The organism is Streptomyces sp. DG1A-41 (assembly GCF_037055355.1).
Lineage (GTDB): Bacteria > Actinomycetota > Actinomycetes > Streptomycetales > Streptomycetaceae > Streptomyces.
On the sequence record NZ_CP146350.1, the window covers coordinates 2380650 to 2398151 of the forward strand.

Genomic DNA, 17502 nt, shown 5'->3' on the forward strand with positions numbered 1-17502 from the left:
TTTTTCCGAGTGCACGCGCGCGTGGCCGGTTCTGATCATTTACGCGCGTGTGACTGATCAACGAGCCCTTCCCCCACGTACTAAGGGGTTCCGAGAGAAAGAAGGCGTGGTGGACCTGCTCGACATCCTGCTGTTGCTGGTCGTCCTGGCCTACGCGGCATCCGGCTACCGGCGCGGGCTGGTGGCCGGCTGTGTGTCGCTGGCGGGCTTCGTGGGCGGTGCGGTCGTCGGCGTGTGGATCCTGCCGTGGGTGATGGACCTGGTGCCGCCGGGTACGACGGGCGCGACGGTGACGGCGGTGTTCACGGTGCTGCTCCCGGCGGTGGTGGGGCACGAACTGGCCGGGCGCCTCGCGCTCAGGCTGCGGCGCGAGCTGGACCGGGGGCCGCTGAGAGTGGCGGACGGGATCGGTGGGGCGGTGGCCAACTCGGTCGCGGTCCTGATCGTGGCGTGGGTGGCCGCGAGCGTCCTGGGCGCGTCCTCGTCGCCGCTGGTCACCTCGGCGATCCGGGACTCGCGGCTGCTCGGCGCGGTGCAGCGGACGATGCCGGACACCACACCGGCCTGGTTCTCGCGGGCGACGTCCGCGCTGACCGAGGCGGGCTTTCCGCAGGTCTTCAACCCGTTCGAGAACGAGTCGACCGCGGAGGTCGCCGAGCCCTCAGGCGACAGCGTCACGGCGGCCGCCACCAACGCCGCCAAGCTGAGCACGGTCAAGGTCGAGGGCGTCGCGGGCACCCAGGGCCGCGAGGGCAGCGGGTTCGTGTACGCGCGGGAGCACGTGATGACCAACGCCCACGTCGTGGCCGGCATCGACGAGCCGACGGTGCAGATCGGCGGGGTCGGGCGGACCTACGAGGCGCGGGTGGTGCTCTTCGACCCGCAGAAGGACGTGGCCGTGCTGTACGTGCCGGGGCTCGAGGCGCCCGTGCTGCGGTTCGACGACGACGCCGAGCGGGGCGACTCGGCGGTCGTCGCGGGCTATCCGCAGGACGGCGACCTGAACCTCCAGGCGGCGACGGTCGCGAACCGGGTCCGGGCGACCGGCCAGAACATCTACAACGACGACACCGTCACGCGCGAGATCTACTCGATCCGCTCCACCGTCCGCCCCGGCAACTCCGGCGGCCCCCTCCTCACCACGGACGGCCGGGTCTTCGGCGTGGTCTTCGCCCGCTCCACCTCGGACGCCGAGACGGGCTATGTGCTGACGGCGGCCGAGGTCTCCTCCGACGCCGAGCGCGCGGCGAGCGCGACGGCACCGGTGGACACGGGCGAGCTGGCCGAGTCGTAGCTCCGGCTCAAAGGGAGCGCCCCATCAGCACGTCGTCGACGTACGTCCCGTCGAGCAGGAACTCCTCGGGCAGGATCCCCTCCACCACGAATCCCTCGGCCTCGTAGAGCCCCCGGGCCGGGGCGTTGTGGGCGAGGACGCGCAGGGTGAGGCGGCGGGCACCGCGCCGGCGGGCCTCGTCGACGGCGGCCCGGACCAGCGCCCGCCCGACCCCCCGGCCGCGCGCCTCCTCCGCGACGGCGAGGCCCTGGATCTGGCGGACGTGCCTGTTCGAGTCGACCGGCGTCGGGAAGCCGAGGCGTATGTAGCCCGCCAAGCGGTCGCCGAGTTGGGCGACCAGGCAGTCGTCGGGGGCGTGCCGGTCAGGGAAGAACGGCGGGTACGGCGGCTGCGGCCGGGGCATCACCGCGTGCAGGCGCGACCACGCGAGGCGGTCCAGCAGGGCCAGCTCTTCGCCGTCGTCGGGCACGGCGGTGCGGATGCGGAGTTCGCGGAGCTCGGACATGGCGTCACCCTATGGTGAGGGCCTGTGGCCGTGCGCCGAATTCATACCGCCGGCAGGCAGGATGGGCCCATGGAACGCTCACGAATCGCGGTGGCCGGTGCGTCCGGTCTCATCGGCGGCGCCCTGGTGCGGTCCCTGACCGCGGACGGTCACGAGGTGGTGCGCCTCGTGCGCCGTACGCCCAGGGCGGCGGACGAGGTCCGGTGGGACCCCGAGGGCGGGCGCGTGGACGCGGCCGGGCTCGCCGGGTGCGACGCGGTGGTGAACCTGGCCGGTGCGGGGGTCGGCAACCGCCGCTGGACGGACGCCTACAAGCAGCGGATCCGCGACAGCAGGGTGAACGGCACGGCGGCGCTCGCCCGGGCCGTCGCCTCGCTGGACGAGAAGGACCGGCCGCGGGTCTTCGTGAACGGCAGCGCCATCGGCTACTACGGCGAGACCGGGGACCGGACCGTCGACGAGAGCGCACCGGCGGGCGAGGGCTTCCTGCCCGAGCTGTGCGTGGAGTGGGAGGCCGGCGCCGCACCCGCCCAGGAGGCCGGCGTCCGCACGGTGTTCACCCGGACCGGGCTGGTCGTGTCCCGCGAGGGCGGTGCGTGGGGGCGGCTGTTCCCGCTGTTCCAGGCAGGTCTCGGCGGGCGGATGGGTGACGGGCGGCAGTACTGGTCGTTCGTCGCGCTGCACGACGAGGTCGCCGCGATCCGGCATCTCATCGACACCGACGGCCTGTCCGGGCCGTTCAACGTCACCGCCCCGAACCCCCTGACGAACCGTGAGATCACGGCGGTCATGGGGCGCGTGCTGCACCGCCCGACGCTGTTCGCCGTGCCCGCGCCCGTACTGCGGACCGTGCTCGGCGAGATGGCCGGGGATGTGCTCGGCAGCGCCCGGGTCCTGCCTGCACGGCTGCTGGAGTCGGGGTTCCGGTTCGCCTTCCCGGAGATCGAGGGGGCGATCCGGGCGGCGTTGTGACGGACCCCGGAGCCTCTACGACCACTTCATGCCCACAAGGCCTTGGTATGCGACCACTGTGCGACCGTGCCCTGTCGGTGCGCGACTCCCCCTGACCGATCACGGCCCTACCCTCGACCAGAACTCGCGTATCCCTGGGGCCTGTTGAGGGCATGACGTCTCCAGCGCCCGCGCAACCTCGAGGAGGGGCACGTGCTTGAGCCCGTTTACCAGGCGGACGTGGTCGTCGTGGGGGCCGGAGTCGCCGGACTCTCGGCCGCGCACCGGCTGACCAGAGCAGGAGTGACGACCATGGTCCTGGAGGCCGCCCACGGGGTCGGCGGCCGCATGGCGACGGAGAAAATCGACGGCTTCCGGCTCGACAGAATCGGCCAGTTGCTGTCCACGGCGTACCCGGAACTACGGCTGACACCCGGCCTCGGCGGGCTCGTGCTGCGCCCCTTCGCGCCCGGGGTCCTGCTGCACGGCGACGGACGCCACCATCGCGCCGGCGTCCAGGCGGGCGCAGGGGGCGCACGGGGCGCACTGCACGCGGTGCGCGCCCTGGCGAGCGCTCCCCGGTCGCCGTCCGCGCCCAGGCCGCCCAGGAGGCCGGTGGCGGTGCCCGGCCGGCAGGTCTCCGTGCCCCGGAGCCGGTCCGGTGCCCCGCTCGGCACGGCCGTCGACCAGGCCCGCCTGGGTGCCGCCCTGACCCGGCTGGCGGGCACACCGGCCGAACGGCTGCTGGCCCGCCCGGAGCTGCCCGCCGGTGAGGCCCTGGCGGCCCGCGGGCTGCCCGCCCGGACGATCGACGGCTTCCTGCGTCCGCTGCTCGCCGCGCTGCTGTGCGACCCGGACCTGACGACGTCCAGCCGGTGCGCGGACCTCGCGCTGCGCGCCTTCGCGAGCGGCCGGCTGTGCCTGCCGGAGGGCGGCGCCGAGGCCCTGCCGGAGCTGCTGGCGAGCACGCTGCCGGCGGGCACCGTGCACACCGGCGTGCGCGTCACCTCGGTCTCCACGACCTCGGTGACGACCGCCGAGCACGGCGAGATCCGCTGCCGGGCGGTACTGGTGGCGACGGATGCGCGGGCCGCGGCCGAGCTGTTGCCCGGGTTGCGGGTGCCTGAGTTCCATCCGGTGACGGTGGTGCACCACACGACCGACGAGCCGCCGGGGACAGGGGCGTCGCTGTTGCTCGACGCGGACCTGGGCGGGCCGGTCGCGCACACGGCTGTGGTCAGCCGGGTCGATCCGTCCCGCGCTCCGGCCGGGCGGGCACTGGTGTCCTCGACGGTGCTGGGGCGGCCGCCGGGGGATGTCGACACGGCTGTGCGAATGCATCTGGCGCGGTTGTACGGGGTGTCGACGGCTCGGTGGGAGACATTGGCCGTGCATCACACGGCGGAGGCCGTGCCGGCGATGCGGCCGCCGCATGATCTGCGGCGGCCGGTGCGGTTGCTTGCGGGGCTGTACGTGTGCGGGGATCACCGGGACACCAGTACGGTTCAGGGTGCTCTGCACTCCGGGCATCGGGCGTCGGCGGCGATTCTGGCGGACCTGGGGGCCGGGCGGTCCATGCATGTCGCCGACCCCGTGCCGACTGTGCCGCGGGCTGCGTAGGTGCTCCGTCGAGTGCGGGTGCGTCGGGGCTTGTCGCGCCCACGCGGCGGAGCCGCACATCGACACAGCCCCGCGCCCCTGAAACCCTTAACCCAAGGCCGCTACCTTGTCGCGGTAACCCCGCACCGGCGCCGCGTCCTTGTACGGCTCCAGTCTCCGCTCGAAGTCCCTCACGTACTCCACCGCCCGCACCGAACGCATCTCCGCCGCCTGGCCCGCCGCCTCCGCGGCCAGCTGGCAGGCCTGGTCGAGTTCGCCGAGGCCCAGGCGGGCGGTGGCGAGGACGACGCGGCAGAAGAGGCGGCTGCGGGCGTAGGACGGGGCTCGGAGCTGGAGTGAGCGTTCGGCGTGCTGGGCGGCGGCGCGGAACTGCTGAAGGTCCCGGTGGCAGTGCCCGAACTCGTCGGCCAGCTGCGCCTCGTCGAAGAACTTGGCCCAGTGCGGGACGTCGTCCCCGGGCCGGGCCGTCTCCAGGGCGCGCTCGGCGCGGACCAGTGCGGCCGTGCAGGCCCGCACCTCGCCGAGCACGCCGTGCCCGCGTGCCTCGGAGGCGTGCAGCAGCGCCTGTACGACGGGCGGCGCGGAGGTGCCGACGCCCTGCTGCGCCACGCGCGCGAGCTGCACCGCTTCCCGCCCGTGCCCGAGGTAGACGGCCTGCCGACTCATGGTGACCAGCACGTACGCCCCGTACGTCCGGTCCCCGGCCGCCTGGGCGAGCCGGAGCGCCTGCACGAAGTAGCGCTGGGCGAGTCCGTGCGCGGCGATGTCGTACGACGTCCAGCCCGCGAGCCGGGTCAGATCGGCGGCGGCGGCGAACAGCCGGCGGCCGGTCTGCTCGCCGTAGGTGCCGCGCAGCATGGGCTCGCACTCGTGCTCCAGATAGCGCACGAGGGCCTGGCGGGCGTGACCGCCGCCGTAGGCGTCGTCGAGGGTGCGGAACAGCTCGCCGACCGAGCGCAGGGCGGCGATGTCCCCGGCGGTCACCTTCTGGCCGGGTCCGCGTTCGGCCTGCCCGCGCTGGCGGGGCAGGGACGGCACGCCCGGCTCGGCCGGGGGCCTCAGGGCGGCGCGGCCCTGCGCCGGGATGCGGGCGGCGGGCGGCTCACCGCGGGCCACCTTCTCGTCGGCCCGCCCGATCAGCCAGTCCCGGCTCGGCACGACGAGCCCGGCCGGCGTGAAGGCGATCTTGCGCAGCTCGGCGTGGCTGCCGGAGTCCTTGCGCCACAGCCCGCTGACGATGTCGACGGCCTCCTCGGGGGTGGCGGCGAACTCCAGCCCCGCGTAGACGGGCGCGCAGGCGTCCAGACCGAGGTCCTGGGCGGTCAGGCGCCGGCCCAGGCGCCGGGTGAAGACCTCGGCGATCAGCGCGGGCGTGGTACCCCTGGGCTGCTGGCCGCGCAGCCATCGGGTGACGGATGTCTTGTCGTATCTCAGATCGAGCCCGTGTTCGAGACCGAGCTGGTCCACGCGACGGGCGAGACCCGCGTTGGAGAACCCCGCTTCTGCGATGAGCGCGGCGAGCTGTCGGTTGGGGGTGCGCTGCGCGGGTCGTTCCGTCATGGTGCGGTGCGGTCTCCTGCCTTCCGGTGTTGGTGATCTGCCGGATTGCCTGTGAGCAGGCCTTATGGCTTGCTGGACGGCGCGAATGTAGCGGAGAGTAAGCACCCCATCACATATTTTCCCGGACATTCATCCGATCGTGTGAGGATTGGCCCCAGGACTGACGTGTCCGGGCCGGACGTACAGTGGCTGGGGCGCGATACGTGCCTGACACACCCGTCCTAGGGAGGCGCTTGCCGTGAGTGAGTTGCGGTTCGTCCGCATGGGGTTCGGTGACGAGGCCGTCGAGTACCAGGAGGCGTGGGACGAGCAGCGCCGGGTGCACGCGGCGCGCTTCGCGGACGAGATCCCCGACACCGTGCTGCTCCTGGAGCACCCCCCTGTCTACACGGCGGGACGGCGCACGGTGGACAACGAGCGGCCCCTCGACGGCACACCGGTCATCGACGTGGACCGCGGCGGAAAGATCACCTGGCACGGCCCCGGCCAGCTGGTGGGCTACCCGGTCCAGAAGCTCCCGCGCCCGGTGGACGTGGTGGCGCACGTGCGCCGCCTCGAAGAGGCCCTGATCCGCACGTGTGCGGAGTTCGGCCTGGAGACCACCCGGGTCGAGGGCCGCAGCGGGGTGTGGGTCCTGGGCGACCAGGTCGAGCAGCGCCCCGCGCTCGGCGGTCTGGCCCTGGACTTCGACCCGCGCCTGCACGACGAGGAGTTCGACCCGCGCCTGAACGGCCCGGAGTACGCGCCGTCCAACGCGGGCCAGCGCCGCGAGGACCGCAAGATCGCCGCGATCGGCATCCGCGTGGCCAAGGGCGTCACCATGCACGGCTTCGCGCTCAACGTGAACCCGGACAACAAGTGGTTCGACCGGATCATCCCGTGCGGCATCCGTGACGCGGGTGTCGCCTCCCTGGCGAACGAACTGGGCCGCGACGTGACGATCGCCGAGGTACTGCCGGTCGCCGAGCGCCACCTGAGGGACGTACTGGAGAACGCGGAGCTGAAGCCGCGGGAGATCGAGAAGGCGCCTGCGGCATAGATCCGCGCGTGGACGGGCCAGCACCCGCACAGGCATTCAAAACCACGGGCGTACCCTTGAGGGCGCCGAAGAATCAATCGCTAGGGAGCCGGTCGTGTCCGCAGTCGCACCCGACGGACGCAAGATGCTGCGCCTGGAGGTCCGCAACAGCCAGACCCCCATCGAGCGCAAGCCCGAGTGGATCAAGACCCGGGCGAAAATGGGTCCCGAGTACACCAAGATGCAGAACCTCGTGAAGAGCGAGGGCCTGCACACGGTCTGTCAGGAAGCCGGCTGCCCCAACATCTACGAGTGCTGGGAGGACCGCGAGGCCACCTTCCTCATCGGCGGCGACCAGTGCACCCGGCGCTGCGACTTCTGCCAGATCGACACCGGCAAGCCCGAGGCACTCGACCGCGACGAGCCGCGCCGCGTGGGTGAGTCCGTGGTCACCATGGACCTGAACTACGCCACGATCACCGGCGTCGCCCGCGACGACCTGGAGGACGGCGGCGCCTGGCTGTACGCGGAGACGGTCCGCCAGATCCACCAGCAGACGGCGAGCCGCGAGGCCGGCCGGACGAAGGTCGAGCTGCTCGCGCCCGACTTCAACGCCGTCCCGGAGCAGCTGGAGGAGGTCTTCTCCTCCCGCCCCGAGGTCTTCGCGCACAACGTCGAGACGGTCCCGCGGATCTTCAAGCGGATCCGCCCCGGCTTCCGCTACGAGCGCTCCCTGAAGGTCATCACCGAGGCCCGCGATTACGGCCTCGTCACCAAGTCGAACCTCATCCTCGGCATGGGCGAGACCCGCGAGGAGGTCAGCGACGCGCTGAGGCAGCTGCACGACGCGGGCTGCGAGCTGGTCACCATCACGCAGTACCTACGGCCGTCCGTGCGCCACCACCCGGTGGAGCGCTGGGTCAAGCCGCAGGAGTTCGTGGAGCTGAAGGAGGAGGCCGAGCAGATCGGCTTCTCCGGTGTGATGTCGGGCCCGCTGGTGCGGTCCTCGTACCGTGCCGGGCGGCTCTACCGGATGGCCGTCGAGAAGCGCGACGCGTACGTCGCCGCCCAGGCCGTCTGACGGATCGTCACCGCCCCTGCCCAGCCAAGGGCGAGGCAAGCGTGTGAATTCGCGCACAAGAGGCTACCCATCGGTAGCGACCGATATGACGCGGTCCTGACCGTCCTCGCAGATGAGGGCGCATGTCAGGGCCGCGTCGGGCGTTCGACGGTTCCCAACCAGGGCTTCATGGGTGTTTGACCGGTCGGTCACGCCCTGGTAACACCAATCAGTGACGCTGAACTCACAGCACGTACACCCGCTCCCGAGGGGGGACCTCACCCATGCAGGCCGCGCCGCCCGTTCGCGCCACCGCGATTCCGTCCTTCACCACCGCCCTGCGTGCCGTCGAGTCGCTGCTGCTGAGCAGCGGTCAGCGCACCGCCCGCCGCAACGCCTGGACCTCCGTGCTGGAGGACCGCCGTCGCGCCAAGGACCGGGTCGAGGCGCAGCGCGTCCTCGAGCAGTCCGTCTCCCGGTCCCTCTCCGTCCACCCCTGAGGCCCGCTCCCTCCCCGCGAGCGCTCCCGCGGACACTGCCGTCGTAGGCGCTTGTGGGGCCACGTAGACTGCGTGGCATGGCGAGGAAGGAAACCGCAGCGGACGCTGCGAACCCCGGGCGACTGAAGCAGATCGCCCTGACCTACAAGATGACCCGCAGGGCCGACAAGAAGATCGGTCTTGTACTCGCGGCAGTCGGAATCGTCACCTTCGGTGTCTTCCTCGCGATCGGTTTCTTGATCGGTCACCCCATCTATGCCGGCATCCTGGGCCTCCTGCTCGCCTTCCTCGCGTCGGCGATCGTGTTCGGGCGCCGGGCCGAGCGGGCCGCCTTCGGGCAGATGGAGGGCCAGCCCGGTGCCGCGGCGGCGGTGCTCGACAACATCGGCCGGGGATGGACGACGACCCCCGCGGTGGCGATGAACCGCAACCAGGACGTGGTGCACCGCGCGGTCGGCAAGGCCGGCATCGTGCTGGTCGCCGAGGGCAACCCGAACCGGGTGAAGCCCCTGCTCGCCGCCGAGAAGAGGAAGATGAACCGCATCGTCGCGGACGTCCCGGTGCACGACCTGGTCGTGGGTACGGGCGAGGGCCAGGTCGAGCTGAAGAAGCTCCGCACGACCATGCTGAAGCTGCCGCGCGTGCTGACCGGCCCGCAGGTCACCGCCACCAACGACCGGCTGCGTGCCCTGGGCGACCTGATGAGCAACATGCCGCTGCCGAAGGGGCCGATGCCGAAGGGCATGCGGATGCCGAAGGGCGGTGGGCCGAAGGCCCGCTGACAACCCGCGCACCACGTGAAGGAAGGGGCGCCCGGATCAATCCGGGCGCCCCTTCCTTCATGTCCGTTCGTCCGTGTCAGATGCGGACCTCGACCGTGCCCGCCAGCCGGTCGTGCAGGCCCCGGCCGTCGCGGTCCCAGATCAGGGCGGGGATCGCGAGGAAGAGCAGGACCGTGCGCAGCACCGCGCGCCACGGGCTGACGCGGCCGGTGTCCAGGGCGAGCACCCGCAGGCCGAGGAGCCGCTTGCCCGGCGTGAAGCCGACCGTACCGACCGTGAGGACCATCAGCGCGAACATGATGAGCGGCGCCCAGATCTGGGCCGCTTCGTTGTAGCTCTGGGTGATGAGACCGTATGCGATCAGGAGGCTCAGGCCCCAGTCCACGGCGAGGGCGCCGAGCCGCCGCCCCGGACGGGCGATCGAGCCGGGTCCCTCCTCGGGAAGACCGAGCTGCTCACCCCGGTATCCGAAGTCGACACCGGCCTCTTCCGCGGCCGCGCGGGGCCCGGAAAGCCACGATCCGAGTGCTTGCCTGTTGTCCACCCGTCCACGGTACTGCGCCCCTGAACGACCAGGGCACGGCGGGGTGCGTCGGGGCTACGGTGGAAGGTGAGCCGGTTAACTTGTGCGAAACAAATGAGTCACGCCCGAGAAACCACCCGTCCCTAGGGTCGAGGTCAGCGTGTGCCACCCGCACTGGCCGCACGAACGAACTACCACCCCGGCGGGACGGTCGGGAGTAGGAGGAGCTGGATGTTCCAGAACGCCGACGAGGCCAAGAAGTTCATCGCGGACGAGGACGTCAAGTTCATCGACGTCCGCTTCTGCGACCTCCCGGGCGTGATGCAGCACTTCACGGTGCCTGCTGAGGCGTTCGACGCGGACGAGGAGCTGGCCTTCGACGGCTCGTCCATCCGCGGCTTCCAGGCCATTCACGAGTCCGACATGGCGCTGCGCGCGGACCTGTCGACCGCCCGTGTCGACCCGTTCCGCCGTGACAAGACGCTGAACATCAACTTCTTCATCCACGACCCGATCACGGGCGAGCAGTACTCCCGTGACCCGCGCAACGTGGCGAAGAAGGCCGAGGCCTACCTCGCCTCCACCGGTATCGCCGACACGGCGTACTTTGGTCCCGAGGCCGAGTTCTACGTCTTCGACTCCGTCCGCTTCGCGACCAGCGCGAACGAGTCCTTCTACCACATCGACTCCGAGGCCGGCGCCTGGAACACCGGTGCCCTCGAGGACAACCGTGGTTACAAGGTCCGCTACAAGGGCGGCTACTTCCCGGTCCCGCCGGTCGACCACTTCGCCGACCTGCGCGCCCAGATCTCCCTGGAGCTGAACCGGGCCGGTCTCCAGGTCGAGCGCCAGCACCACGAGGTGGGCACGGCCGGCCAGGCCGAGATCAACTACAAGTTCAACACGCTGCTCGCCGCCGCCGACGACCTCCAGCTCTTCAAGTACATCGTGAAGAACGTGGCGTGGCAGAACGGCAAGACGGCGACCTTCATGCCGAAGCCGATCTTCGGTGACAACGGCTCGGGCATGCACGTCCACCAGTCCCTGTGGCAGGGCGGCTCCCCGCTGTTCTACGACGAGGCCGGTTACGCGGGCCTGTCGGACACCGCCCGCTACTACATCGGCGGCATCCTCAAGCACGCCCCGTCGCTGCTGGCCTTCACCAACCCGACGGTGAACTCGTACCACCGCCTGGTCCCCGGCTTCGAGGCCCCGGTGAACCTGGTCTACTCGCAGCGCAACCGCTCCGCGGCCATGCGTATCCCGATCACGGGCTCGAACCCGAAGGCCAAGCGCGTCGAGTTCCGCGCGCCCGACTCCTCCGGCAACCCGTACCTGGCGTTCTCGGCGCTGCTGCTCGCGGGCCTGGACGGCATCAAGAACAAGATCGAGCCGGCCGAGCCGATCGACAAGGACCTCTACGAGCTGGCTCCCGAGGAGCACGCGGGCGTCCCGCAGGTCCCGACCTCGCTCCCGGCCGTCCTCGACTCCCTCGAGGCCGACCACGAGTTCCTCCTCCAGGGCGACGTGTTCACGCCGGACCTGATCGAGACGTGGATCGACTACAAGCGCACGAACGAGATCGCGCCGCTTCAGCTGCGTCCGCACCCGCACGAGTTCGAGCTGTACTTCGACGTGTGATCGACGCTGATCGAGGCATCATGACCGCGCCCTCGCTGTCCGTACGGACAGCGAGGGCGCGGTCGTATGTTCTATTCTGCTAGCAGGACCCACACGGGGGTGGAGAGGGAATGCCCGAGCAGGAACAGGACGGCCAGGAGCGCGAGTTCGATCTCAGATGGGCGGACAGCGCCGAGCACAAGGAGCCCTCGGCGCGGGCCCGTATGCTCGCCGCGCGCTGGAAGCACGATCCGCCCGGGCCCGTGCCCTTCCGGCCCGAGCCCGACCACAGGGCGTCCGGCCGTCGGTCCCGTTCGTCGTGGATATCGACGGTCGTGGTGCTCGGCTCCGTGGCCGCGGTGATCCTGCTGCTCGGGTACATCAACTTCCGGGCGCCGTACTAGAGCGTGCGGGGCCGATCAAGGCAGCTGCTAGCGTCCGGCCCCGTGGATGACGGTGTGTACGTGGGCAACGCGGGCGAGGACGCGGCGCTGGACCGGGGGTGGCTCCTCGGGCACTTCAAGGACGTCGGCGATCCGCGTCACAGCGAGGCCGTCGAGATCAAATGGGGTGTCCATCCGGCCGGCGACGAGCGGTCGCGGTGGGTGCGGGGCGAGGAGCGGACCGCGCTGCTGGTTCTCATCAGCGGGCGGTTCCGGGTTGAGCTTCCCGGTCGCAGTGCTTTGCTGGAGCGACAGGGGGACTACGTCGTGTGGGGGCGCGGGGTCGATCACTCCTGGTTCGCCGAGGAGGAGTCGGTGGTGCTGACGGTTCGGTGGCCGTCCGTGCCCGGGTACGCGGTGGCCGGGGGCGACTGACGCCTTTGCCAGGCCCTGGGGCTGATCAGGACCCGTTCATGGGCGTGGCCGGGTGCACACTGGCAGTGGGACGAGTGCCTGACTGCGGGGTGATGCAGATGCACAGCCGTTTCCGGCGCGACCGCCGGTTGACCACCCGTATGGGGATCACGCTCTTCCTGCTCGGGCTGGTGTACGTGGGGTTCGTCGCGGCGTTGATCGTGCTGCTGAAGTCGTGGGTGCTGGTCGTGGTGGTCGCGGCGGCGGTGCTGGGGGCCCAGTACTGGTTCTCGGACCGGGTCGCGCTGTTCGCGATGCGCGGGCGGGTCGTGGAGCGCGAGGAGTATCCCGAGCTGCACGGTGTGGTGGACCGGCTGTGCGCGATCGCGGACATGCCCAAGCCGGTGGTGGCCGTGTCCGAAATGGACATGCCGAACGCGTTCGCGACAGGGCGCAACCCCGACCATGCCGTGGTCTGTGTGACGACCGGGCTGCTCAGGCGCCTGGAGCCGGCCGAGCTGGAAGGCGTACTCGCGCACGAGCTGTCGCACGTGGCGCACAAGGACGTCGCGGTGATCACGGTCGCCTCGTTCCTCGGTGTGCTCGCGGGGCTGATCGTACGGTTCGCCTTCTACTCGCAGCTGTTCGGCGGGGGCCGCAGGGACCAGAACACGGCGGTGATCTTCGCCGCGGTGATGGGCGTGTCGGCGGCCGTGTACGCGCTGAGCTTCCTGCTGATCCGGTCCCTGTCCCGGTACCGGGAGCTGGCCGCGGACCGCGCGGCCGCGCTGCTCACCGGCCGGCCCTCGGCGCTGGCCTCCGCCCTGACCAAGGTGTCGGGGGACATCGCCCGCATCCCGACGAAGGATTTGCGCACGGCCCAGGCCTTCAACGCCTTCTACTTCACGCCGGCGCTGGGCCGCGAGCCCGGTGTCGCGCGGCTCTTCTCGACGCACCCGAGCCTGGAGCAGCGGCTCGACCAGCTGGGCCGGATCTCCGCCGAACTGGGCGAGGCGGCGCCCGGAGGGGTGTGAGGCATGGGGCTGCTGGACATTCTGCTCGGCCGCACGAAGCCGGTCGCACCGGATCTCGACCGGCTCTTCGCGCTGCCGTCGGCAGCCGTGACGCTGGAGGCCGCGGCGGGCTTCACCCCGACCGGGCAGGGCGCGGTGTGCTTCGCCACGGTCGAGGGCGCGGCCTTCGAGCAGACCCACCGCGAGGTGCGGGCGCTGCTGGACGCCGACAGCGACCGCGACGGCCCGCCGGTGGAACTGCGGCAGGACGACTACGGCTACTCCTGGCTGCTCTCGCACCGCGCCCCCGACCAGCTGGCACCACTCGTCACGGACCTGCACGCCGTGAACAGCCAGATGGAGGTCAACGGGTTCGGCCCCCAACTCCTGTGCTCCCTGGCCGGCTTCCGGGACCGGTCGGGCAGGCGGCTTGCGCTGGTCTACCTCTACAAGCGCGGCACCTTCTACCCCTTCGCGCCCGTGCCGGGAGAGACGCAGCGACGGGACAACGCGCTGGAACTCCAGGTGCGGGCGGCGCTCGCCGGCGACCTGCCGATCGAGCAGGACCTGGGCCGCTGGTTCCCCTTGTGGGGAGCGCCGGGTCTGTGATCGCCCGCTGTGTGTGATCGCGCCTCACGCGGCCCGGCCGCGTGAATGAATGGCCGTATGAGTGAGCTGATCCCCTTCACACATACCGTCGACGGTGAACGACTCAGCGGGCTGTCCGGCGGCACCGGCCCGGGTGAGCCGGCCAGGGCGACCGCCGTACTGCTGCACGGCGCGGGCAACGGCAGCAAGGAGCGGCTGATGCCGTTGCTGTCGGAGTTCGCCGCGCACGGCTGCCACGCCCTCGCCTTCGACTTCTCCGGGCACGGGGAGAGCACCGGCCTGCTGCGCGAGCTGAGCCTGCGGCGCCGCTTCGAGCAGGCCGTGTCCGTCATCGACGCGCACGCGCGCGTGGACGGCCCGCTGGTCCTGGTCGGCTTCAGCATGAGCGGCCAGACGGTGGCCGATCTCGTCCGGCACTACGGGGACCGGGTGGCGGCACTGGGGCTGTGTTCTCCGGCGGTGTACGCGGCGGAGGCGTGGGACGTGCCGTTCGGTGCGGGGGACGGGCGGTTCAGCGAGATCATCCGGCGGCCCGGAAGCTGGCGGGCGTCGCCCGCGCTCGACGTCCTGCGGGGGTACGAGGGGCGGGCGGTGCTCGCGGTGCCGGGCACGGACGAGGTCATCCCGCCCGCCGTGACGGAGGCCGTCTCGGCGGCGCTGGCCCGCCGCGCCCAGTTCACGCACTGGGAACTGCCCGATGCGGAGCACCGGCTGGGCCGGTGGTTCCGTGACCACCCGGCCGACCGGCGGGGGTTCGTCACGGACGTACTGACCGGGCTGGGCGAGCAGGGCTGGACGGCCACGCGCGCGTGGGTGGCCAAGCAGCTGCCGGAAGGCCGTATGGTCGACAAGTCGGCTTTCATGAGCGGTGGTTGGAGCGCCCAGATGCGGCGGCTCACCCTCGACGACGGCACCGAGCTGGCGCTGCGGACCTTCGTGAAGCCCTTCTTCCGGCGGCACGCGCCCGGGCTGCTGGCCCGCGAGGCGGAGATTCTCACACACCTGGCCGAGCAGGAGGGCGTGCCAGGCCCCCGAACTGACCGGCGTGGACGCGACCGCCGAGCACTGCGACCACCCGTCCCTGCTGATGTCCGTGCTGCCGGGCCGTGTCCGGGTGGACGAGGAGGACGACCTGGACCTGCGGGTGGACCTGCTGGCGGCCCAACTCGCCCGGATCCACCAGGTCGTTCCCGAGGAGCGCCCTCGGCTGTACCAGGCGTGGACGTCCCCCGAGCGGGTGCTCGCGCCCGAGGGTGCGATGTGGGGGCGAGCAGTGGACGTGATCCGCCGCGACCCGCCGCCGTACGAGGGCTGTTTCCTGCACCGCGACTTCCATCCGGGGAACGTGCTGTTCACCGGCTCGGGACCCGGCCTGCGGATCAGCGGTGTCGTCGACTGGGTGGAGACCTCGTGGGGCCCCGCCGACCTGGACGTCGCCCACTGCTCGACGGCCCTGGCGCTGCTGCACGGTCCGGCGTACGGCCTCGGATTCCGGGAGCGCTACGAGGCGCAGGGCGGCCACCGGCTCGCCGACGGCCCGGACCACCTGTACTGGCGGCTGCTCGACGCCCTGGCCTACGCCCCCGACGCGGCGAAGCTGGCGGGCCCGTGGCGGGAGCTGGGCCGGACCGATCTGACGCCGGAGGTGCTGGGCGGGCGGCTGGAGGCGTATGTGACGGGTTTGCTGGAGCGGTACGGCTGAGAGGCGCTGGCCGGTGCGGACGACCGCCCGGGGGATGACGGCCGATTGTCAGTGGCGTTCGCGATGATGCAGTCGGGTCGGAGGACGTGACGAACGGAGGCCGGTATGGGCGGGGCGCAGCGGTACATCGGGGTGGCGGAACGGCGGACCCGGCTCGCGCTGCGGCAGCGGCTGGCCGGGCGGGCGCGGGCGGGAACTCCCGAGGAGGTCGCGGGTTCGCTCGTCGCCCTGCACGGCACGGACCCGGCGACGGTGTATCTGGCCGTGGGCGCGCGGCTCGCGGACCCCGCGAAGACGGTGGCGGAGACCGGGCGCGCGCTGTACGACGACCGTTCCCTGGTGCGGATGCACGGCATGCGGCACACGGTCTTCGTGTTCCCCACGACCCTGACCGCCGTCGTGCACGCCTCGACCGGCCTGGCGGTCGCCGCCCGGGAGCGGGCCGCGCTGCTCAAGGACATGGCGGCGGCCGGGGCGCCGGACGCGGCCTGGCTGAAGGAGGTCGAGGAGTCGGCGCTGGCGGCACTCGCCCGGCGTGGGCAGGCCACGGCGGCCGAACTCACCCAGGACGAGCCGCGGCTGCGGGAGCAGTTCGTGTACGCGGCCGGCAAGAGCTACGAGGGCCTGCACACGGTCTCGACCCGGCTGCTGAGAGTGCTGGGCGTCGAGGGGAAGGTCGTACGCGGCCGCCCGCTCGGCTCCTGGACGTCCAGCCAGTTCCGCTGGGCCGTGGCGCCCGAGCACCCCGGACTGGACCCGGCGCAGGCGCAGGCGGAGCTGCTGAGACGGTGGCTCGCCGCGTGCGGTCCGGCGACCGAGGCCGATCTGAAGTGGTGGACGGGGTGGCGGGTGACAGAGGTCCGCCGGGCGTTGTCCGCGACCGGAGCGCAGCCGGTGTCGCTGGACGAGGGCACGGGATACGTGACCCACGGCGACGTCGACGAGGTGGCCACGCCCGGCGAGCCCTGGGCCGCGCTGCTGCCCGCCCTCGACCCGACGGCGATGGGGTGGCAGCAGCGCGACTGGTTTCTCGCGTCGGAGCTGCGGCCCCGGCTGTTCGACCGCAGCGGGAACGTCGGGCCGACGGTGTGGTGGAACGGACACGTGGTCGGCGGGTGGGCCCAGCGGCCCGACGGTGAGATCGTCTGGCGGATCCTCGACGAGGAGGGGGTGGGCCGGGAGGCACTCGCGGCGATCGAGAGGGAAGCGGAGCGGCTGAGCGGGTGGGTGGGGACGACCAGGATCACACCACGTTTTCGTACGCCGCTGGAGAAGGAGCTGGCGTAGCCAGGAGGGGCGTCGGGGCTCCGCGGCGTCAGACTCGTACGTACACCCCCGCTCGCGCCGCAGTCGCCGCCGCCTCCGCCGCCCGGTCGGCCATCGTCTCGTCGAGGCGGCTGCCGCTGACCAGCAGGTGGTAGTAGAGCGGGGCGGAGACGGCACGGACCACTTCGTGCGTGTCGGTGCCCTCGGGTACCTCGCCACGGTCGACGGCCTGCCGGACGCAGGGGGCCCACTCCCTGACGCGGATGTCGTAGAAGCGGTGCAGCGCCGCCGCCGTCTTCGTGTCGCCGGTGGCGGCGGCGATCAGCGCCTTGAACAGCGGCCCCTGTCGAGGGTCCGCCAAAGTCCGCTGCACCAGCCGGGCGTTCGCCGTCAGGTCGCCGAGCAGTGAACCGGTCTCGGTGCGCGGCGCCGACTGCTCGGCCATGTCCGCCAGGAGGTCCGCCACCAGCCCGGTCACCGTCCCCCAGCGGCGGTAGACGGTCGTTTTGCCGACACCGGCACGGCGAGCGATGTCCGCCAGGTCCAGGCCGGTGAAGCCCCGCTCGGTCAGGGCGTCCTCGGCCGCGCGCAGCACCGCCTCACGGACCCGTGCCGTGCGCCCCCCGGGCCGCACGGTCCCCGGCTCGCCCCCATCAGCCATAACGGCACTCCCGTTCCATCA

Annotated in this window: 17 protein-coding genes and 1 pseudogene; 14 read left to right on the top strand and 4 right to left on the bottom strand. The window is 71.7% G+C overall.

Annotation, left to right across the window (positions count from 1 at the left end):
• The first annotated feature begins 109 nt into the window (after positions 1–109).
• Positions 110–1294, top strand: coding sequence for a MarP family serine protease (locus V8690_RS11145; RefSeq protein ID WP_338777916.1), 1185 nt, complete (start codon positions 110–112; stop codon positions 1292–1294).
• A gap of 7 nt (positions 1295–1301) precedes the next feature.
• On the opposite strand, the gene V8690_RS11150 is transcribed toward V8690_RS11145, so the two are convergent.
• Positions 1302–1799, bottom strand: a complete 498-nt coding sequence (locus V8690_RS11150) for a GNAT family N-acetyltransferase (RefSeq protein ID WP_338777917.1) — start codon at positions 1797–1799, stop codon at positions 1302–1304.
• Between the two features lie 69 nt (positions 1800–1868).
• Between V8690_RS11150 and V8690_RS11155 the strand changes: the two genes are divergently transcribed.
• Together V8690_RS11155 and V8690_RS11160 are read left to right on the top strand one after the other, a co-directional pair.
• Positions 1869–2771, top strand: a complete 903-nt coding sequence (locus tag V8690_RS11155; RefSeq protein ID WP_338777918.1) for a TIGR01777 family oxidoreductase — start codon at positions 1869–1871, stop codon at positions 2769–2771.
• 192 nt (positions 2772–2963) lie between these two features.
• Positions 2964–4370 (top strand): NAD(P)/FAD-dependent oxidoreductase, encoded by a 1407-nt coding sequence (locus tag V8690_RS11160; protein ID WP_338777919.1) that lies wholly within the window; start codon positions 2964–2966, stop codon positions 4368–4370.
• A gap of 87 nt (positions 4371–4457) precedes the next feature.
• Here V8690_RS11160 and V8690_RS11165 read toward each other — a convergent pair whose 3' ends face one another.
• The gene (locus V8690_RS11165) at positions 4458–5930 is read right to left on the bottom strand and encodes a regulator (RefSeq protein ID WP_338777921.1); all 1473 of its coding nucleotides are present in this window, start codon (positions 5928–5930) and stop codon (positions 4458–4460) included.
• Positions 5931–6168: 238 nt separating this feature from the next.
• Between V8690_RS11165 and lipB the strand changes: the two genes are divergently transcribed.
• From lipB to V8690_RS11185, 4 genes are all read left to right on the top strand, one after another.
• Entirely contained in the window at positions 6169–6969 is an 801-nt protein-coding gene (gene lipB / locus V8690_RS11170; protein ID WP_338777924.1) for a lipoyl(octanoyl) transferase LipB, read from the top strand.
• Between the two features lie 94 nt (positions 6970–7063).
• Positions 7064–8029 carry a lipoyl synthase gene (gene lipA / locus V8690_RS11175; protein WP_338777926.1) on the top strand — a complete coding sequence of 322 codons (966 nt, stop codon included), beginning with the start codon at positions 7064–7066 and terminating at the stop codon, positions 8027–8029.
• Between the two features lie 263 nt (positions 8030–8292).
• Complete coding sequence (locus V8690_RS11180; protein WP_338777927.1) at positions 8293–8508, top strand: hypothetical protein; 216 nt, start codon at positions 8293–8295, stop codon at positions 8506–8508.
• Between the two features lie 77 nt (positions 8509–8585).
• Complete coding sequence (locus V8690_RS11185; protein ID WP_338777929.1) at positions 8586–9290, top strand: DUF4191 domain-containing protein; 705 nt, start codon at positions 8586–8588, stop codon at positions 9288–9290.
• Between the two features lie 76 nt (positions 9291–9366).
• Here V8690_RS11185 and V8690_RS11190 read toward each other — a convergent pair whose 3' ends face one another.
• Positions 9367–9834, bottom strand: a complete 468-nt coding sequence (locus tag V8690_RS11190) for an RDD family protein (RefSeq protein WP_010037124.1) — start codon at positions 9832–9834, stop codon at positions 9367–9369.
• A 210-nt stretch (positions 9835–10044) separates the two neighbouring features.
• Here V8690_RS11190 and glnA point away from each other — a divergent pair, with 210 nt between their 5' ends.
• From glnA to V8690_RS11225, 7 genes and pseudogenes are all read left to right on the top strand, one after another.
• Entirely contained in the window at positions 10045–11454 is a 1410-nt protein-coding gene (gene glnA, locus V8690_RS11195) for a type I glutamate--ammonia ligase (RefSeq protein WP_274815758.1), read from the top strand.
• 110 nt (positions 11455–11564) lie between these two features.
• On the top strand, positions 11565–11837 hold the full coding sequence (locus V8690_RS11200; RefSeq protein WP_338777936.1) for a hypothetical protein: 273 nt from the start codon (positions 11565–11567) through the stop codon (positions 11835–11837).
• Between the two features lie 42 nt (positions 11838–11879).
• A complete protein-coding gene (locus V8690_RS11205; RefSeq protein WP_338777938.1) occupies positions 11880–12251 on the top strand; it encodes a signal peptidase I in 372 nt (123 codons plus the stop codon).
• A 98-nt stretch (positions 12252–12349) separates the two neighbouring features.
• Positions 12350–13264 (top strand): zinc metalloprotease HtpX, encoded by a 915-nt coding sequence (htpX, locus tag V8690_RS11210; RefSeq protein WP_338777939.1) that lies wholly within the window; start codon positions 12350–12352, stop codon positions 13262–13264.
• Between the two features lie 3 nt (positions 13265–13267).
• On the top strand, positions 13268–13852 hold the full coding sequence (locus V8690_RS11215; RefSeq protein ID WP_338777942.1) for a hypothetical protein: 585 nt from the start codon (positions 13268–13270) through the stop codon (positions 13850–13852).
• A 45-nt stretch (positions 13853–13897) separates the two neighbouring features.
• Positions 13898–15554: pseudogene (locus tag V8690_RS11220) on the top strand (alpha/beta fold hydrolase).
• A gap of 105 nt (positions 15555–15659) precedes the next feature.
• Positions 15660–16841: a winged helix DNA-binding domain-containing protein gene (locus V8690_RS11225; RefSeq protein WP_338777943.1), complete on the top strand. Its 1182-nt coding sequence runs from the start codon at positions 15660–15662 to the stop codon at positions 16839–16841.
• Between the two features lie 28 nt (positions 16842–16869).
• Here V8690_RS11225 and V8690_RS11230 read toward each other — a convergent pair whose 3' ends face one another.
• Entirely contained in the window at positions 16870–17481 is a 612-nt protein-coding gene (locus tag V8690_RS11230) for a TetR/AcrR family transcriptional regulator (protein ID WP_338777945.1), read from the bottom strand.
• Positions 17482–17502 lie beyond the last annotated feature (21 nt).